Annotated in this window: 18 protein-coding genes and 1 tRNA gene; 18 read left to right on the top strand and 1 reads right to left on the bottom strand. The window is 40.5% G+C overall.

Annotated elements, in window-relative coordinates; all coding sequences use genetic code 11:
• The 11 genes from ACF1X7_RS01690 (at nucleotide 1) to ACF1X7_RS01640 (ending at nucleotide 7894) form a co-directional block, all read left to right on the top strand.
• Nucleotides 1-1515 (top strand): phage tail protein, encoded by a 1515-nt coding sequence (locus tag ACF1X7_RS01690; protein ID WP_411162376.1) that lies wholly within the window; start codon nucleotides 1-3, stop codon nucleotides 1513-1515.
• Nucleotides 1505-2047, top strand: a complete 543-nt coding sequence (locus ACF1X7_RS01685; protein WP_411162375.1) for a hypothetical protein — start codon at nucleotides 1505-1507, stop codon at nucleotides 2045-2047. The genes ACF1X7_RS01690 and ACF1X7_RS01685 overlap by 11 nt, the downstream gene beginning before the upstream one ends.
• On the top strand, nucleotides 2044-2460 hold the full coding sequence (locus ACF1X7_RS01680; RefSeq protein ID WP_411162374.1) for a collagen-like protein: 417 nt from the start codon (nucleotides 2044-2046) through the stop codon (nucleotides 2458-2460). Before ACF1X7_RS01685 ends, ACF1X7_RS01680 begins: the two co-directional genes overlap by 4 nt.
• Nucleotides 2461-2463: 3 nt before the next feature.
• Nucleotides 2464-2940 carry a hypothetical protein gene (locus ACF1X7_RS01675; protein WP_411162373.1) on the top strand — a complete coding sequence of 159 codons (477 nt, stop codon included), beginning with the start codon at nucleotides 2464-2466 and terminating at the stop codon, nucleotides 2938-2940.
• Between the two features lie 11 nt (nucleotides 2941-2951).
• Entirely contained in the window at nucleotides 2952-3308 is a 357-nt protein-coding gene (locus ACF1X7_RS01670) for a hypothetical protein (protein WP_411162372.1), read from the top strand.
• Between the two features lies 1 nt (nucleotide 3309).
• Nucleotides 3310-3441: an XkdX family protein gene (locus tag ACF1X7_RS01665; protein WP_411162371.1), complete on the top strand. Its 132-nt coding sequence runs from the start codon at nucleotides 3310-3312 to the stop codon at nucleotides 3439-3441.
• A 63-nt stretch (nucleotides 3442-3504) separates the two neighbouring features.
• Nucleotides 3505-3888 carry a phage holin family protein gene (locus ACF1X7_RS01660; RefSeq protein ID WP_069468380.1) on the top strand — a complete coding sequence of 128 codons (384 nt, stop codon included), beginning with the start codon at nucleotides 3505-3507 and terminating at the stop codon, nucleotides 3886-3888.
• The gene (locus ACF1X7_RS01655) at nucleotides 3875-4789 is read left to right on the top strand and encodes an N-acetylmuramoyl-L-alanine amidase (RefSeq protein ID WP_411162370.1); all 915 of its coding nucleotides are present in this window, start codon (nucleotides 3875-3877) and stop codon (nucleotides 4787-4789) included. The genes ACF1X7_RS01660 and ACF1X7_RS01655 overlap by 14 nt, the downstream gene beginning before the upstream one ends.
• Before the next feature lie 138 nt (nucleotides 4790-4927).
• Nucleotides 4928-5599, top strand: a complete 672-nt coding sequence (locus ACF1X7_RS01650; RefSeq protein ID WP_411162369.1) for a hypothetical protein — start codon at nucleotides 4928-4930, stop codon at nucleotides 5597-5599.
• 7 nt (nucleotides 5600-5606) lie between these two features.
• Entirely contained in the window at nucleotides 5607-6749 is a 1143-nt protein-coding gene (locus ACF1X7_RS01645; protein ID WP_277851198.1) for a helix-turn-helix domain-containing protein, read from the top strand.
• An 866-nt stretch (nucleotides 6750-7615) separates the two neighbouring features.
• Nucleotides 7616-7894: a hypothetical protein gene (locus ACF1X7_RS01640; RefSeq protein ID WP_076647352.1), complete on the top strand. Its 279-nt coding sequence runs from the start codon at nucleotides 7616-7618 to the stop codon at nucleotides 7892-7894.
• A 198-nt stretch (nucleotides 7895-8092) separates the two neighbouring features.
• On the opposite strand, the gene ACF1X7_RS01635 is transcribed toward ACF1X7_RS01640, so the two are convergent.
• A tRNA-Arg gene (locus tag ACF1X7_RS01635) sits at nucleotides 8093-8164 on the bottom strand.
• Nucleotides 8165-8451: 287 nt separating this feature from the next.
• On the opposite strand from ACF1X7_RS01635, the gene ACF1X7_RS01630 reads away from it, so the two are divergent.
• The 7 genes from ACF1X7_RS01630 (at nucleotide 8452) to ACF1X7_RS01600 (ending at nucleotide 16305) form a co-directional block, all read left to right on the top strand.
• On the top strand, nucleotides 8452-9489 hold the full coding sequence (locus tag ACF1X7_RS01630; protein ID WP_039098166.1) for a sugar-binding transcriptional regulator: 1038 nt from the start codon (nucleotides 8452-8454) through the stop codon (nucleotides 9487-9489).
• Between the two features lie 40 nt (nucleotides 9490-9529).
• Complete coding sequence (gap, locus tag ACF1X7_RS01625; RefSeq protein ID WP_004270957.1) at nucleotides 9530-10546, top strand: type I glyceraldehyde-3-phosphate dehydrogenase; 1017 nt, start codon at nucleotides 9530-9532, stop codon at nucleotides 10544-10546.
• A 100-nt stretch (nucleotides 10547-10646) separates the two neighbouring features.
• Nucleotides 10647-11861 (top strand): phosphoglycerate kinase, encoded by a 1215-nt coding sequence (locus ACF1X7_RS01620; RefSeq protein WP_004270948.1) that lies wholly within the window; start codon nucleotides 10647-10649, stop codon nucleotides 11859-11861.
• Nucleotides 11862-11886: 25 nt separating this feature from the next.
• On the top strand, nucleotides 11887-12642 hold the full coding sequence (gene tpiA, locus ACF1X7_RS01615; protein WP_004270956.1) for a triose-phosphate isomerase: 756 nt from the start codon (nucleotides 11887-11889) through the stop codon (nucleotides 12640-12642).
• 116 nt (nucleotides 12643-12758) lie between these two features.
• Complete coding sequence (gene eno, locus ACF1X7_RS01610) at nucleotides 12759-14054, top strand: phosphopyruvate hydratase (RefSeq protein ID WP_039098165.1); 1296 nt, start codon at nucleotides 12759-12761, stop codon at nucleotides 14052-14054.
• Nucleotides 14055-14414: 360 nt separating this feature from the next.
• A complete protein-coding gene (locus ACF1X7_RS01605) occupies nucleotides 14415-14552 on the top strand; it encodes a hypothetical protein (protein ID WP_004270949.1) in 138 nt (45 codons plus the stop codon).
• Between the two features lies 1 nt (nucleotide 14553).
• Nucleotides 14554-16305: a BglG family transcription antiterminator gene (locus ACF1X7_RS01600; protein ID WP_064777004.1), complete on the top strand. Its 1752-nt coding sequence runs from the start codon at nucleotides 14554-14556 to the stop codon at nucleotides 16303-16305.
• The last annotated feature ends 7 nt before the right edge of the window (nucleotides 16306-16312 follow it).

Raw genomic sequence — 16312 nt, 5'->3', positions numbered from 1 at the left:
ATGTATCGGGTGACGGTAAGAGATGGCTGGGACGGCGCGGAGCACACAATCCATTCGGAGAACCTGAACGACACCAAGCTTTTAACGGCTAAGATTACGCGGGATATCGATGCGATTGATTCGTTTCAATTTAGTATTAGTCCCAAGTCACTCTATTACAACGACTTCAAGGGGATGACAACGTTCGTTAAGGTGACGATTCCTAAACGTAATCAAGTGCTGTTTGAAGGGCGCGTTTTGCCGACCACTGATTCGATGGCAACCAGTGGTGAGTTTAATAAAGAAATCACCTGTGAAGGGTTGCTGGCGTTTCTGCACGATTCAACGCAGGACTATTACGCGCTAGCAAACAACGACTTGAAGTCGTTCTTGCAACACATGATTGATGTGCATAACCGTCAAGTTGATGCGTTTAAAAAAATCAAGCTGGGGCAAGTTACAGTGACTAGCCCGTCTGATAATGTCTACAAGTCGATTGATGACTCAAAGACGACCTACGAGACCATTAAAGATAAACTGATCACGAAGTACGGTGGTGAGATTCGACTGCGCCACGAACCGGACGGGTTATACCTCGACTACATGCCTGAGATTGCCATTCAAAGCAATCAAGAGATTCGATTAGCGAGCAATCTGCTATCCATCAAAAGGACAATTGATCCTAGTGCGATGTATTCGATTATCAAACCCCTGGGCGCACGGGCTGAAACAACGACGCAAGCCGATGAAGGTAATACCGATATTTCACAACCACGATTAACAATCGAGACTGTCAACGCTGGCAGTCCTTTTTTGGTATCACAAAAGTTGGTTGATCAGATAGGTCGTGTGGTGCATCCAGAGGTTTGGGACGACGTAAAAGTCGCGTCAATCCTGAAATCAAAAGGGCAAGCCATGCTGGACAGTCAACGGCTGATCAAAGAGCAGTTCCAAGTGAGCGCGGTTGACCTCAGTCTTTTAACAGATAAGACCATTGATACGTTTGAAGCGGGTAATTACCATCGCACAATTAATCCTTTGATGGGCATTAATGAGCGCTTGCGGATTGTCGGCCAGTCGCTGGATTTGTGTAACCCACTCAGCTCAACACTCTCAATCGGCGACAAGCTGCTAAGTCAGGAAGACTACGAGTTATCAATTAAGTTAAAAAACGAAGTCGCCATTCAAGAGATGAAAGTCAAGGTGGCACTTCAATCTACAAAAGTCACCACCCTAACCAAAGACCTAGCTGAAACCACCACGGAGTTGAACACACTAAAAACCGCCTATGACAAGCTGATCAGCGACATTGGTAACGTCGACTTAGCCACAATCAGCCAGCAATTAACTGCGCTAGAAAAGCAGACGGCCGACATGATCGAAAAGTTTGGCATGATTACCAAGTCTGTTCAGGCGTTGGAAGCATTTAAAAATGAACAAACGGAACTGAACGCAACGCAGAAAACAACTAATGAAGATTTAGTGACCCGCGTTGAAGCACTAGAAAAGAAAGGAGACGCCAAGAATGACGGGTAATTATCGAGATCCCACGCATATTGATGTACCGAATAATATCGATCCAAATCATGTATCAACAGAAGTAAAGCAACTTGCTAAATGGCTTCGGGAAAAAATGTATGGTATTGACGTCCGCGAGGCAATCGCTCGCGCGGTTGAACAAATGTCATCCGACGTCTATGACGATCAGCAAGTGGTTGATGAGTTGGAAAAACTGATTGATGAGTTAAACAAAGAATGGCTTAATACATTAAATGGATTGACCCAGGATGCAGAAGTTAAAAATGCCCGAACTGATATTAAGAATGTTGTATATACAACGTTAAAGGAGCGTCTTGATAGCGAACAAACACACAACATTACTCATCTAACGGTGGCTAATGTTGACGAGCTTCAAACGCTGAGAATCGACGGTTTGACCAAAGCAAGTACACCAGTCAAATATGCAAATGAGAAACAGGTTAATGATGCGCTTAATCCGCGTTCACAAGGATTGATGATCCAAAGTGTGAGCTTAATTAAATTAAAGAAAGTGAGTGATATTGCATGACAGAAATTTCAAAATTGATGCGCACTAATGCTGATGGGACTGAGTCACAGGTTTATCCAGAGACACACCCAGAAGCTGTGGTTGGTTTAGACGGATACATTGCAACACATGGTGGCTCAGGTGGAACTGGTGCTAAAGGAGATAAAGGCGATAAAGGGGACACTGGTTTATCGGCCTATCAAATTGCCGTTCAAGATGGCTTTAAAGGAACTGAAGCCCAGTGGCTTGCTTCATTAAAAGGAGCCACAGGAGCTACAGGTCCTAAAGGTGATACCGGCGCAGTTGGGCCACAAGGTCCAGCTGGATCAACAGCCATCGCAACACAAACCGCTAACGGTTTAATGTCGGCGGTCGATAAGAAGAAATTCGATGGGATGACTGTTATTAAACTAGTAAAAGTAAAGGATGTGTAATCCATGGCAAAATATATTGCTGAAATTCAAGATGCAAGTGGTAATACAGTCTATCCAGCTACGCAATGGGGTGCAATTACTAACCCACCAACAATCCCTGATTTAGGAAATTATTATAATAAGGCTGAGGTTGATACAAAACTTAAGACGTTAATTGCTGATACTGGATGGGTAAAAGTCACTGGTATGAATGGTTGGAAATGTGATATCAGTGTGCGCTTACGAGATGGGGTTATTTATCATAAAGGGAATTTCAGTTCGACAGCCCCGATAGGCGCGATTAGCGCAACTGTTTTTAAATATCCTGATAGTTTCGGAGATATGTCGAGTTTTAATCAGTTTAATGGTGCATGGGCTGCCATCACATCAGATGGGTATACTGATTATGGGTTCATCAAAGGAGCTACTAAAGAGTTCTTTTGCTGGATGAAAGGCACCAATGGCGAGGCATCTGTTTCCAATATTGTATTTAGATTATAGGAGGACTAAAAATGAAAGTAATATATCCAACTAATGGTATCTGGGATGGCAGCTCATCTTTAATTGATACTGATGCTGTAATGCCATCTGGTTTTACAGATGTGCAACCGATTCAGCCAGCATATGCATTAGAATTTAGAGGTGGCCGATGGGTGGAAACTGCAACTCAAGATGAGATTAATCATTGGGCAGAGACGCACAGTGATCCTGATTTCAAGTCAGAACCTAATATGGTTGATCAACTCAAATTAATGGTTGGTAATTTGGTATCTGAAAATTCCAAGAAAGACCAATCTATCAAACAACTACAGACAATGACCGGATCATTAGTGGCGCAAATTGCTGAACTCAATAAAGGAGGAAAATAATATGTATGAAATGATTAAACAATGTTATGAATGGGGCGTTTACACTGCCGAATATGTTAAAAGTTTCTTTGTCGATGAATGTCAAACTATCACGCAAGAACAATATGAACAAATTGTAGCGGCTAAACAATAGTCGCTTTTTATTTTGTAATAAGGAAGTGGAGATGTGCTGGGTTTAGTCAAAGGAGGTGGCATCATGGATATTCTATTTTCAGGTGGGGTGCCAATTATTAATTGGTGGTTCATCCTTGTTGGCGCTGATCTAATTACAGGTTACGCCAAAGCGTTGAAAATGCATAGTTGGAAATCAGCCGTTAACCTGAAAGGGTTAGTCATTAAACTGGCAACGTTATGTACAATCGTGGTTGCATCAGCATTAGATCATGTAGCACCGTATGTTGGTGTAGTGATTCCGATTAATTTAGGGCTGATCTATACGGCGATTCTAATTGCCTATGAAGGTGGCAGTATTTTAGAAAATGCCCATGATTTAGGTATCAATGTTAAATGGTTAATGAAGTATTTGGATGTTTTTACAGAACAGGTAGAGGAAAAGGGGAAAAGTAATGACGAAAAATAACTTAATAAAACTAGTAGTCGCCTTTGGGGCGGCTATTTTAGTTGCATCAAATTTAACAAGCGGCGTACAAGCCTATTCAGTGGATAATACTTATAAGCTTGCAGACAACGAAGGGTCTGCGTACAAGACTAGCAACAATTATATTATTCTGCACGATGTCGGTACCGAATCAAAAGCGTGGGAAAACGCCAGTTATTTAAAACGTGCTTGGCTGTCCACACAATCTTATGTTCAGTATTATGTTGGCGACGGTGGCAAGGTCTATTCAGGCGGTGCAGAAGGTTATCAAGCTTGGGGTGCCGGGGCGGTTGCCAACGCCGCTTCACCTGTTCAAATCGAATTAGCCCACACGTACGACAAGACCCAGTTCGCCAAAGATTATGCAGCTTATGTTAACTTAGCCCGTAACAGTGCGATCAAATACGGTATTCCGCTCACACTAGATGGTAACGGCCGCGGGATTAAGACGCACTTATGGGTCACCAACAATATTTGGGGTAACCACACCGATCCCTACGATTATCTAGCACGGTTCGGGGTGACAAAACAGAAGTTAGCACATGACTTACAGACTGGATTGCCTGAAGATGGCACCGCTGCAGTGCCATCAACACCTAAACCAGCGGTACCTGCGTCAACAAAGCCAAACAATTCTAATGAATGGGCGGAAAACTGGCACTTTACTAACGGCGACCAACCAATCCAAGCCCGCCTTGGCACGCCATCACTAAGCGCACCATACGCTGGTAAGCTACCAGCACGGACAACAATCTACTATGATCGTGTCGCAGTCCGAGACGGTTATGTTTGGTGTCACTGGACAACAGACAGAGGGGACTCAGTTTGGATGCCGGTACATCCAGTCGGCACAGCCAATAATGTTTGGGTATCATTTGACTAACATAGGACATTAAATAAGCCTAACTTACTATGATTGTGGGTTAGGCTTTTTTTGTGAATTATTTTTATGGTATATTGTTGTGAAAATTTCGCTTTCATTGTATAATTGTTGTATAGATTATTGAAAGCCGGTGTATCAGTGCAAAGAGAAGATATTTTTAGAATGCAAAAAGAGAATCCAAGAGAAAAATTAAATGAACTAATTGTCCCATCTAACAAGTTTTTGCTACGTGAAATTGTGGATAAAGCGTACCTTTTGGTAAATAAAACAAGCAAAGACACAGTGTTCATTTCAGAACAAGTAGGAACAAAAGGTTTAAGGTCTAGGATGAAAACTGAAGCGATTAAGTTTTTGATGAAGAAATATTGTGATAAAGGAATTTTACCGTTTTATTATGAAGAGAAGGCAGTTGCGACGGGCAACCATAAATACTTACTTCTGTATGACAAAGAAAGAAAGTTTCATTTAACCATTAATCAATGTAGAAACCTAAATAAACCTGCAATTCCCTCAGGCTATCGTATTCGAGAAAATCAAAATTTTCAGTCTTACTTTGATTTTGGTTCCGGAGAATATAAGACTATGGATGTCGAGGATGATAGTTTATACTTAGAATTGAATCACGGGCATCAGTCTGAAAAACCGATGTTTATTGGGTTAGGTATTCCCAAAAATAATAATGAATGGTATGGAGTTGTAGATTTGGTGAGAGAAACTCCAGTTTTATCACGGAAATTTGCAACGAGCCCTACTGAAATTAAAGGAATAGACGTTGAAACGTTTAAAGAGTCTATAAGTAATAAAGGATGATAATATTATGAATTCACCATTGAGCCAATTTAAAGGCGAAAGGTTGAAACAAGCCAGATTATTAAGAATGCTGACGGGATCTGAGTTAGCTACACTAATTTCTGATGACAGAGAGGTAAAACAACAGCAAATTTCATATTGGGAAGGCAATAAACGAGTTCCAAATTTTGAAGACATTCAAAAGCTATCTTCCGTCTTACAAGTTCCGTATCATTTTTTATTGAAGGGCGATCCACTGAGAGATGAGAATACGGCTAATTTTTTCAGACGGGGTGCTGCAGTTCCAAATAAAAATAAAAATTCCATGGAAGAGTTGATATTTTTATATAGTGATTTTCTAAAGGTTATTGGGCAATACATCAAGTTACCTAACTTTAGAGATAGTGATTTAATAATTAGTAGTGATGAATTTCATCTAATAAGCGCTGATGAAATTGAAGATTTAGTAAAATCTGTTCGTGATAGATACCAATTAGGTATTGGACCTATTTCCAACATAACTCTGTTAATGGAGAAAATGGGAATACATGTTGTATTTACAAAAGAGGGCGTTGAGGGTATAGATGCTTTAACAAAAGTTGTAAACGATCAATTCTACGTCATAATTAATACGAATGATAAGAGTGCTGTTAGAATTCGATTCAGCTTAGCGCATGAATTAGGACATGTATTTTTACATTCGAAATATCCAGAATCCGTTTTAAAATCTAGTGAAAAAAATAAAAGAATTGAAAGTGAAGCGCAGATGTTTGCTAGCCTATTCTTAATGCCAGAAGAAGGAATCTTGATGGATATGATAGCTACAAATCTGGAATTTTTAAAATCTTTGAAGTCGCATTGGTTAGTTTCTGTTCAAGCATTAGCTATGCGTGGTAAACAAATAGGGCTGTTGACTCAAAGCGGAATGACACATCTTTTTCAGCAAATAAGTAGGAATGGATGGAGAAAAAAAGAACCTTTAGACGATACGATTCCAATAGAGTACCCCACGTTCATTAAAACAGCTTTAAAGTACTTAACTTCCAAGGGAGTGAGTGTAGATGATGCTTTGTATCAGGAGGGCTTATCTTTTGAATTTTTGAATTCGCTATATCTTGCTATACAAGACGAGAAAACAGAGAACAAAGGTCCAAATTTAAGGCTGTTATAGTGGTGTTTAAACCATAATTATTTATCAAGTTGCCAATCTCACTAGTTGTGGGGTTGGCTTTTTTGTGTGCTCTCGATTTCAATATTATTAAAGCTAGATTTAGAAGTTTTCGCATAAAAATTAATTGAAAGGTGTGTTATAACCTGGGTACAGAAAGTAGGGGCTTATTGCCCCCCCTTACTCTTTACTTGTTAAGCTTTGAGATGATATCAACTATTTTATCGATTATCTCTAAGATTGTCGCAATCAATCTTAAGATTATTAGATTGTTGATTTCTATCAGGATTTTTTGTTCTAATTATTAAATCCACGACACTCAACAGGTAAGCCACTAGCAAGCAGTTTTTTTAACACGCTCTTGTATTCATCTAAATCATCGAATGGCACTGAACCAAGAGCGTTGCTCTAAGTTGCACCGAATACGTCTTCAAGGGAAAAATTGTAAACATTGTTGAACTTATTTTTGACAGTCAGTAATGAATAATTATGTTTGGGCATCTTCTTATACAAGTATTCAAACTTTACTACGTTCGTTAATAGTCAAACAATCACCTCACCAACATTATAAAATAAATGTTTGACAAAGACGAATGTATGTTCGTATAATATACTTCCAAAGGAGTGGTCAAGATGGAATATGTCAGCCTAAAAGGGACTATCAATAGCGCTGTTAAAGTAATTAGCTTCACACCATATCTTGTTCGGTTTGAACTTCATGTATTTAGCTAAAGAAGCTGCACCAATTTCAATTTTTGGCCACTTTAATAAGCGCAAGCAATTAATAGTCGATAAATACCATGTCAAGAATGTAATTCAAAAATTATCTGTTGTAAGATGAGAACAGAACAAAAGTGGGAGCGAGTCAGATGGAACAATTTGCACCAGCGCGAATCAATGAGCAATATTATTTAACTCTTAATGAGACTGGCAAAGTTGAGCTACACAAAGAGGGTATTGGGGTGGTTGGCAGTATGAGCTACTATTACACTCGGAATGACTTGCCCTTGTTTATCTGTCGGCATGAACCTAGCGCCAATTTAAGGACAATTCATGATATAATGGTGCAACTAGATGAACAGATGCAAAAGATGGTTGAGTGTGGTTGCTTAATGGTTGGCGGTCAAAACGTTGCAGTTCAAAGATAAGCTTTAACCCGTAGAAAAGAGACCGCCTAATTTAGGTGGTCTCTTTTTGAGTATGTAATAGGAAAAGACAATTATTATTGACCACATATGGAGTACAACAAAAAAGACCTGCCAACATAAAATTGACAGGTCTTTTTACATTTACCACACAAGAACCACACAAAGTGATGATAATCGTTGGTATAAAAGGTATATCTATGCGTCACCCGGGAGTCGAACCCGGATCTCAAGAACCGGAATCTTGGGTGCTATCCATTACACTAGCGACGCATTCCGCGTACTCAACAGTACAATATATTATATTAGCGGAGTTAAGCGGAAATTTCAAGTGTAAATTTTGATAAATCGCGATGAATCAACGTTTAAAAAATATTCGGAAAGAAAACGTATTTATCAACCCCAAAGCATTGCATCTGTTTTCTGCACTTGTTATAATGGTCTTGTTCAAAAGGATAAGTTACTAGTTTTAGTAAGTTGCCTTTTATTTTTTGCCAACCATGGGTCGACTAATGACACAGATGGACATTTTATGTCCCACGGAAAGTAGGCGATAGCAATTGCGCGATGAATTATCTGCAATAGAAGCGGTTGCGCCAGATTTCGTCGGTATCATTAAGAAACGTTACCAGGTGTTACAACATATCGATTGGCTCGCGCCAGTTGGCCGACGAACGCTTGCGGAACAACTGAAGATGAGCGAGCGAGTAATTAGGACTGAGACGGATTTTCTGAAAGCACAAGGTTTGCTTAATTCGTCTAAATCAGGTATGGTTTTAACCGTGAAGGGGAATGAAACCCTCGATCAGTTAAGACAAGTAATGGATCAATTCTTAGGGTTACATCAGACTGAACGTCAGTTGAGTCAAGTCTTAGGCATTGAACATTGCTTGATTGTTTCTGGCAATAGTGATGAACAACCAAAAGTCCTCACCGAAATGGGCAAATTAGTCAATAGTACGTTACAATTACTATTACCACAAGGGCAAAGTATTGTGGCAGTGATGGGCGGAACGACGATGGCTGAAGCAGCTCATGAACTTTCAACTGATCTATCGAAACAGCGCAATCTAATCTTTGTGCCAGCTCGAGGGGGAATTGGTGAAAGTGTTGATATTCAGGCCAATGCAGTCTGTGCCGAAATGGCTAAGCAGACAGGTGGTAAGCATCGGGCATTGTATGTGCCTGAACAGGTGAGTGAGAAGACGTACGCGCCTTTGTTAGAAGAACCAAGTGTTCAAGAAGTGTTAAAACTAATTGAACGAAGCCGGGGTGTTTTACACAGTATTGGTGAAGCCATTGCGATGGCTGAACGTCGTGAGATGCCGATTGAAACCATCAAGATGCTTAAAGAAAAGCATGCGGTGGGTGAAGCCTTTGGTTACTTCTTCAATGCACAAGGCGAAGTCGTGTACAAGATTCCGCGAATCGGATTACAGATTCGTGACTTATTGAATATTCCGTGTGTACTGGCGGTTGCAAGTGGTGCTTCTAAAGCCCAAGCAATCCAAGCGTACATGCACCTTGCACCTAAACAGACGTGGTTAATCACGGATGAAGGTGCCGCAAACTCGATTTTACAAGGGGCAACCCTTTAAAATAAAAAATTTTTCATTTCCTAAAGGAGGAAATTCTATTATGACTACAAAAGTAGGGATTAATGGTTTCGGGCGTATTGGTCGTTTAGCTTTACGTCGTATTTACGCAACAAACAGTGATGTATTGGAAGTTGTTGCTATCAATGATTTAACATCACCAGACATGTTAGCACACTTATTAAAGTATGATACAGCTCATGGTCAATTCAACCACGAAGTATCAGCTACAGAAAACAGCATCGTTATCGATGGCAAGAACATTCCAGTTTATGCTGAATCAGATGCACGTAATATTCCTTGGGTTAAGAATGATGGTGTTGACTTAGTTCTTGAAAGTACTGGTTTCTACACATCAGAAGAAAAATCACAAGCTCATATCGATGCTGGTGCTAAAAAAGTTCTTATCTCAGCTCCTGCTGGTGCTGTTAAGACAGTTGTTTACGGTGTTAATGATGACACAATCACAGCTGACGATAACATCATCTCAGCAGCTTCATGTACTACAAACTGTTTAGCACCTTTAGCTAAAGCAGTTAACGATGCTTTCGGTATCAAAGCTGGTACAATGACAACAATCCATGCTTACACAGCTACACAAAAATTACAAGATGGTCCTGATCGTGGTGGTAACGTACGTGCTGCACGTGCTGCTGCTGCTAACATCATCCCTCATTCAACTGGTGCTGCTAAAGCTCTTGGTTTAGTTGTTCCTGACTTGAAGGGTAAACTTGACGGCCACGCACAACGTGTCCCAGTTATCACTGGTTCATTGACAGAATTAGTTGCAACTCTTGACAAAGAAGTTACAGCTGACGAAATCAACGCTGCTGTTAAGAAAGTTACAGAAGGCAACCAATCATTTGGTTACAACGATGATCAAATCGTTTCATCAGATATCATTGGTACAGAATTCGGTTCAGTATTCGATCCTACTCAAACACAAATCGTTGGCGGTGGCGCAGGCCAAGTTGTCAAAGTTGTTGCTTGGTATGACAACGAATCAGGCTTTACTGCTCAAATGATCCGTACATTAGAAAAATTTGCTAGCTTAATCTAATTTCACTTTTGTGAACTTAGGAATGCGATAGCATTTTATAAGGCGGGAGGAGGTAAACTCCTTCCGCCTTTTTTTATGAAAATCTAGGAGGTTTGTCCACATGGCAAAACAAACAGTTGCAGATTTAAAAGATATTAAAGGCAAAAAAGTCTTAGTACGTGTTGACTTTAATGTACCAATCAAAGGCGGCGTTATTGGTGATGATAACCGGATCGTAGCTGCTTTACCAACAATCCAATACATCATCGACAATGGTGGCAAGGCAATCTTACTTTCTCACTTGGGCCGTATCAAGAGTGACGAAGATAAGAAAGAATTGACATTGAAACCAGTTGCTGCACGTCTTGGCGAATTATTAAACAAAGACGTTGCTTTCGTTGCTTCAAACGAAGGCAAAGCATTAGAAGATGCAATCAATGCGATGACTGATGGTCAAGTATTGGTTATGGAAAACACTCGTTTCCAAGACATCGACAACGACTTTGGCAAACGCGAAAGTAAAAACGATCCTAAGTTGGGCGAATATTGGGCATCATTAGGCGACATGTTCGTAAACGACGCTTTCGGTACAGCTCACCGTGCTCACGCATCAAACGTTGGGATTGCAACAGCTATGAAAGCTAATAACAAACCTGCAGTTGCTGGTTACTTATTAGAAAAAGAAATCAAATTCTTGGGCGAAGCAGTTGACGCTCCAGAACGTCCATTTGTTGCTATCTTAGGTGGCGCAAAGGTTTCTGACAAAATCGGTGTTATCGAACATTTATTAGCTAAAGCTGACAAAGTCATTGTCGGTGGTGGTATGACTTATACTTTCTACGCTGCTAAAGGTTTATCAATTGGTAACTCATTAGTTGAAGAAGATAAGATCGAATTGGCTAAAGAATTAATCGAAAAAGCTGGCGACAAATTAGTATTGCCTGTAGATAACGTTGTTGCAGACGCATTCTCAAACGATGCTAAGACAGAAATTGTTGAAGGTAACATTCCTGATGGCTACATGGCATTAGATATCGGACCTAAAGCAATTGCTGACTTCGAAAACGTCCTTAAAGATGCTAAGACTGTTGTTTGGAACGGCCCTATGGGTGTGTTTGAAATGGACAACTTTGCTAAAGGGACATTGGCAATCGGCGAATTCTTAGGTAACTTATCAGGCGCTACAACAATCGTCGGTGGTGGCGATTCAACAGCCGCAGTTAAGAAATTAGGCGTTGGCGACAAGTTAACCCATATTTCTACTGGTGGTGGCGCATCACTTGAATACCTAGAAGGTAAGACATTACCTGGTATCGCTGCTATTTCAGACAAATAATTTAAAATTAAGAGGAGATTTTCTCATGCGTAAACCAATCATTGCTGGTAACTGGAAAATGAACATGAACCCAACTCAAACAACTGAGTTCGTGAATGCTATCAAAGCCAACTTACCTAAGTTTGATCAAACAGAATCAGTTATCGGTGCACCTGCTGTTGACTTACCTGCTTTATTAGAAGCAGCTAAAGGCACAGACTTAAAAGTTGCTGCTGAAAACTGTTACTTCGAAGATGCTGGTGCATTCACTGGCGAAACTTCACCAAAAACATTGAATGAAATGGGTGTTGATTATGTCATCATCGGTCATTCAGAACGTCGTGATTACTTCCACGAAACTGATGAAGATATCAATAAAAAAGCACACGCAATCTTCAAAAACAACATGACACCTATCTTCTGTTGTGGCGAATCACTTGAAACACGTGAAGCTGGCAAAGCTGAAGAATGGGTTTCAAACCAAGTAACAGAAGGTCTTAAAGGCCTTTCAGCTGACCAAGTTAGCTCAATGGTCATTGCTTACGAACCAATCTGGGCAATCGGTACTGGTAAAACTGCTTCTGCTGACCAAGCACAAGAAATCTGTGCTGTTGTTCGTCAAACAGTTGCTAAGTTATACGACCAAACAGTTGCTGACAAAGTTCGTATCCAATACGGTGGTTCAGTTAAACCTGCAAATGTTAAAGAAATCATGGGCAAAGAAGACATCGACGGTGGTTTAGTTGGTGGCGCAAGTATGGAACCTGCTTCATTCTTAGACTTAGTTCACTTTAACGACTAATTTTTAACGCATTCCTGTTTACGAATGGCGTAAAATTAGCTAAAATAGATGTAGGCTTTGCCTGACATCCAAAAAAGCGCTAATGCTTAGCATTAGCCAAAAAAGGAGAAAATTACATGTCAATTATTACTGATATTTTAGGTCGCGAAGTTTTAGACTCACGTGGCAATCCTACTGTCGAAGTTGAAGTTTACACAGAAGATGGCGGCTTTGGTCGCGCAATCGTTCCTTCAGGTGCTTCAACTGGTGAACATGAAGCTGTTGAATTACGTGACGGCGACAAATCACGTTTTGGTGGTAAAGGTGTTTTAAAAGCTGTTGAAAACGTTAATGGTCCTCTTGCAAAAGAAATCATTGGTTTCGACGCTACAGATCAACGCGGTATCGATGCTGCTATGATCCAATTAGATGGTACAGAAAACAAAGGTAAATTAGGCGCTAACGCAATCTTAGGTATTTCATTAGCTGCTGCACGTGCTGCTGCTGACGAATTAGGCTTACCATTGTACGAATATCTTGGCGGCCCTAACGCTCACGTATTACCAACACCAATGATGAACGTTATCAACGGTGGTGCTCACTCAGATAACAAAGTTGATTTCCAAGAATTCATGATTATGCCTGTTGGTGCTAAATCTGTACGCGAAGCTATCCGTATGGGTTCAGAAACTTTCCAAGCATTGAAGAGTCTTTTATCAGCTGACGGTAAAGTTACTTCTGTTGGTGATGAAGGTGGTTTCGCACCTGACTTCGCAAACAACGAAGAACCTTTACAATACTTGATCAAAGCTATTGAAAAAGCTGGTTACAAACCAGGCGAAGATATTTCAATCGCTATCGACGTTGCTTCATCAGAATTATGGAACAACGAAGACAAGACATACAAATTACGTTGGTCAACTGGTGAAGAATTCACAACACCTGAATTCGTTAAATACCTTGAAGGCTTAGTTGCTAAATACCCAATCATTTCAATCGAAGATCCTATCGATGAAAACAACTGGGAAGACTGGGCATCAATCACTAAAGAACTTGGCGAAAAAGTTCAACTTGTTGGTGATGACTTCTTCGTAACAAACACTGATTACCTACGTAAGGGTATCAAGATGGGCGCTGCTAACTCAATTCTTGTTAAAGTTAACCAAATCGGTACATTAACAGAATCATTAGAAGCAATCGAAATGGCTAAAGAAGCTGGCTACACAGCTGTTGTTTCACATCGTTCAGGTGAAACTGAAGATACAACAATCGCTGACTTAGTTGTTGCTACAAACGCTGGCCAAATCAAGACAGGTTCAATGAGCCGTACTGATCGTTTAGCTAAGTACAACCAATTAATGCGTATTGAAGAACAATTAGGCGATACAGCTTCATACAAAGGTATCAACTCATTCTACAATATCAAAAAATAATTGAATATGTTCGTGTCGGCACATTTTGAGGTTTAACAGCCCGCGTTAAAGGATTATGTTTGTAGTCTTTTGACTTAGGGGGTTACCATTGAATATGGCGAGCAAAACATATCTAGTAAGAGCATCTTTTAATTAAGATGCTCTTTTTTTGTGCGATAAATTGACCGGATAAGGTAATGGATTGGATTAGGCTAGCAACTAAATAAACAATCCCCAGCATAACCGGTTGATTAAGAAAAGCTTATGGAGCTGTGCAATAATTACCAGAATAATCTTGCAAATAATTACGTTTGCAAGCGGATACATAAACATTAGACTATAGATAGCGTAGAGGGATTGAAACGAGGAGTTGCGATAAGCATGAACAAACGAGAACATGCTATTATTCAATATATTTTGGCCCAGCATAAAACGTACTATGTCGACATTGCCGCACAGTTACAGCTTTCAGAGCGCACCATTGCAACCACCTTGAATGATATCGAAAGAGCCCTTTAATGTGAAACTCGTTCGAAAACCGAATGACGGTATTTATTTTACCGGGGATGTCGCGACATTAGCCAATCATCTTGAAAAAAAGGCCAATGATCGTCCCCAATCCAAGGAAGAACGCTATCATTGCATTCTGGCTAAATTATTATTAGGTTCAGCATCGATTACGATTCAACAACTTTCTAATACCCTATACGTGAGTCGGAGTACGGTTGAGAATGATTTGAAAAAGGTAAAGCAAAAACTCGCGCAATTCGGTCTTCAATTGGCAATCACGCATACCGGTTTATCCTTAATCGGTTCTGAGCATCAAAAGCGGCAAGCAACGGTGGAGTTAATCAGTCAGTATTGGGGAAAACGGACTGAGGCTAAAGAGTTAAATGGGCAGTTAGTGCGCCATGTTCAATTACCGGATAATCTGAATCAACTGTTTGAACCAGCCTTGATTAAAAACATACTCACAGCTTTAACGGAATTAATTGAAAAAAGTACGCTATCATTTACTGATTACGAGTTTCAGTCGTTAGCGATTCATCTGATGATGCCAGCACCAACTGGTGGAAGCAATGGAGCCCAACCAGTGGTGACACCGTTCATTGCCGAAACACAGCTGTTAGTACAGATTTTAGAACGGCGATTTGAATTGACAATTCCGGATTTTGAACAGGAATATCTCAACCGTCATTTAGTAACGGTCCAATCGAAGGATACATCTGTTCAAACTATCCAGACCGAGTTGCGGCAATCAGTCGGGCTGCCACAACTATTACGGCAACAGCTTGCTCAATTAGCAGTTGATGAGGAATTAATTCAGGGGTTGGCGGTTCATTTAAGTTCGGCACTTCGCCGGCTTGCAATGGGATTGAGTATTAATAACCCATATATTGATGAAATTCGCCAAAATTTTCCGCAAGCCTTTGATCAAGCAGTATTACTAAAGCCGGTGCTTGAAAATCAGTATCAGATTCAAATGAATGAGGACGAATTAGCCTTTATTAGTTTACACTTTGAAGCTTTTTTTGAACGACATTCAGAAGATGCACGCTTGAGTGTTGTGGTGGTTTGTAGTGGTGGCATTGGGACATCGCAATTATTAGGGCAACGGTTGGCCAAAACGTTTGCTCAAGAATTACGGATTACTCGTATTATTGCCTTGGGAGAACTACTTGCAACCCCGATTAAGGAATCGCTAGTCATCAGTACGATTGCGATTAAAGGTTTGTCAGTGCCGGTGATTGAAGTCAGTCCTTTGTTAAATCGGCATGATATTGGAATCATTCGCCAGATGATTACTGAACAACCGACGCCTACCAATCACTTAGTAGCTTTATTGCAACCCGAACTGACAATTGTCACGCAAGAGCAGTTAACGGATCAAGGCGCAATTAAATTAATTGGTCAGCGGCTCATTGATCAAGGGTATGCAAAGCCAACGGTTGTCCAGGCAGCGCTGGCCCGAGAAGCTTTAGCAAGTACGGCACTTGGTCGAGTAGCTTTGCCGCATGCGGATTCACAATTAATTACCAAGCCAGCCATTGGGTTGCTGATTGCACCCCAAAGTATTAATTGGCAACACAACGACAAAGTGCAGCTCGTCTTCTTTATGGCCTTGAACGAAACTGTTCATGGCCAAATGCGGGCGATTTATCATGATTTAGACCAATTGATTGAAACCCCCCGTCTTTTAAAGCAAGTCGCACAAGCATCTGATGGGACGGCTGCCCTCGCCATCTTGGCACAATTGAATCAGAAAAATTAGAATGGAG

The sequence above is a fragment of the Latilactobacillus sp. VITA-14 genome (assembly GCF_046580785.1).
GTDB lineage: Bacteria > Bacillota > Bacilli > Lactobacillales > Lactobacillaceae > Latilactobacillus > Latilactobacillus curvatus.
This window is presented reverse-complemented; position numbering and strand designations above follow the sequence as displayed.

Bases quoted from the DNA above. Each gene is read 5' to 3' on its own strand.
- ACF1X7_RS01620 (WP_004270948.1), top strand. From the start codon at position 10,647: ATGGCAAAACAAACAGTTGCAGATTTAAAAGATATTAAAGGCAAAAAA.
- ACF1X7_RS01605 (WP_004270949.1), top strand. From the start codon at position 14,415: ATGAACAAACGAGAACATGCTATTATTCAATATATTTTGGCCCAGCAT.
- ACF1X7_RS01670 (WP_411162372.1), top strand. From the start codon at position 2,952: ATGAAAGTAATATATCCAACTAATGGTATCTGGGATGGCAGCTCATCT.
- ACF1X7_RS01680 (WP_411162374.1), top strand. From the start codon at position 2,044: ATGACAGAAATTTCAAAATTGATGCGCACTAATGCTGATGGGACTGAG.
- ACF1X7_RS01640 (WP_076647352.1), top strand. From the start codon at position 7,616: ATGGAACAATTTGCACCAGCGCGAATCAATGAGCAATATTATTTAACT.
- ACF1X7_RS01645 (WP_277851198.1), top strand. From the start codon at position 5,607: ATGAATTCACCATTGAGCCAATTTAAAGGCGAAAGGTTGAAACAAGCC.
- ACF1X7_RS01675 (WP_411162373.1), top strand. From the start codon at position 2,464: ATGGCAAAATATATTGCTGAAATTCAAGATGCAAGTGGTAATACAGTC.
- eno (WP_039098165.1), top strand. From the start codon at position 12,759: ATGTCAATTATTACTGATATTTTAGGTCGCGAAGTTTTAGACTCACGT.
- tpiA (WP_004270956.1), top strand. From the start codon at position 11,887: ATGCGTAAACCAATCATTGCTGGTAACTGGAAAATGAACATGAACCCA.
- ACF1X7_RS01690 (WP_411162376.1), top strand. From the start codon at position 1: ATGTATCGGGTGACGGTAAGAGATGGCTGGGACGGCGCGGAGCACACA.
- ACF1X7_RS01655 (WP_411162370.1), top strand. From the start codon at position 3,875: ATGACGAAAAATAACTTAATAAAACTAGTAGTCGCCTTTGGGGCGGCT.
- ACF1X7_RS01660 (WP_069468380.1), top strand. From the start codon at position 3,505: ATGGATATTCTATTTTCAGGTGGGGTGCCAATTATTAATTGGTGGTTC.
- ACF1X7_RS01665 (WP_411162371.1), top strand. From the start codon at position 3,310: ATGTATGAAATGATTAAACAATGTTATGAATGGGGCGTTTACACTGCC.
- gap (WP_004270957.1), top strand. From the start codon at position 9,530: ATGACTACAAAAGTAGGGATTAATGGTTTCGGGCGTATTGGTCGTTTA.
- ACF1X7_RS01685 (WP_411162375.1), top strand. From the start codon at position 1,505: ATGACGGGTAATTATCGAGATCCCACGCATATTGATGTACCGAATAAT.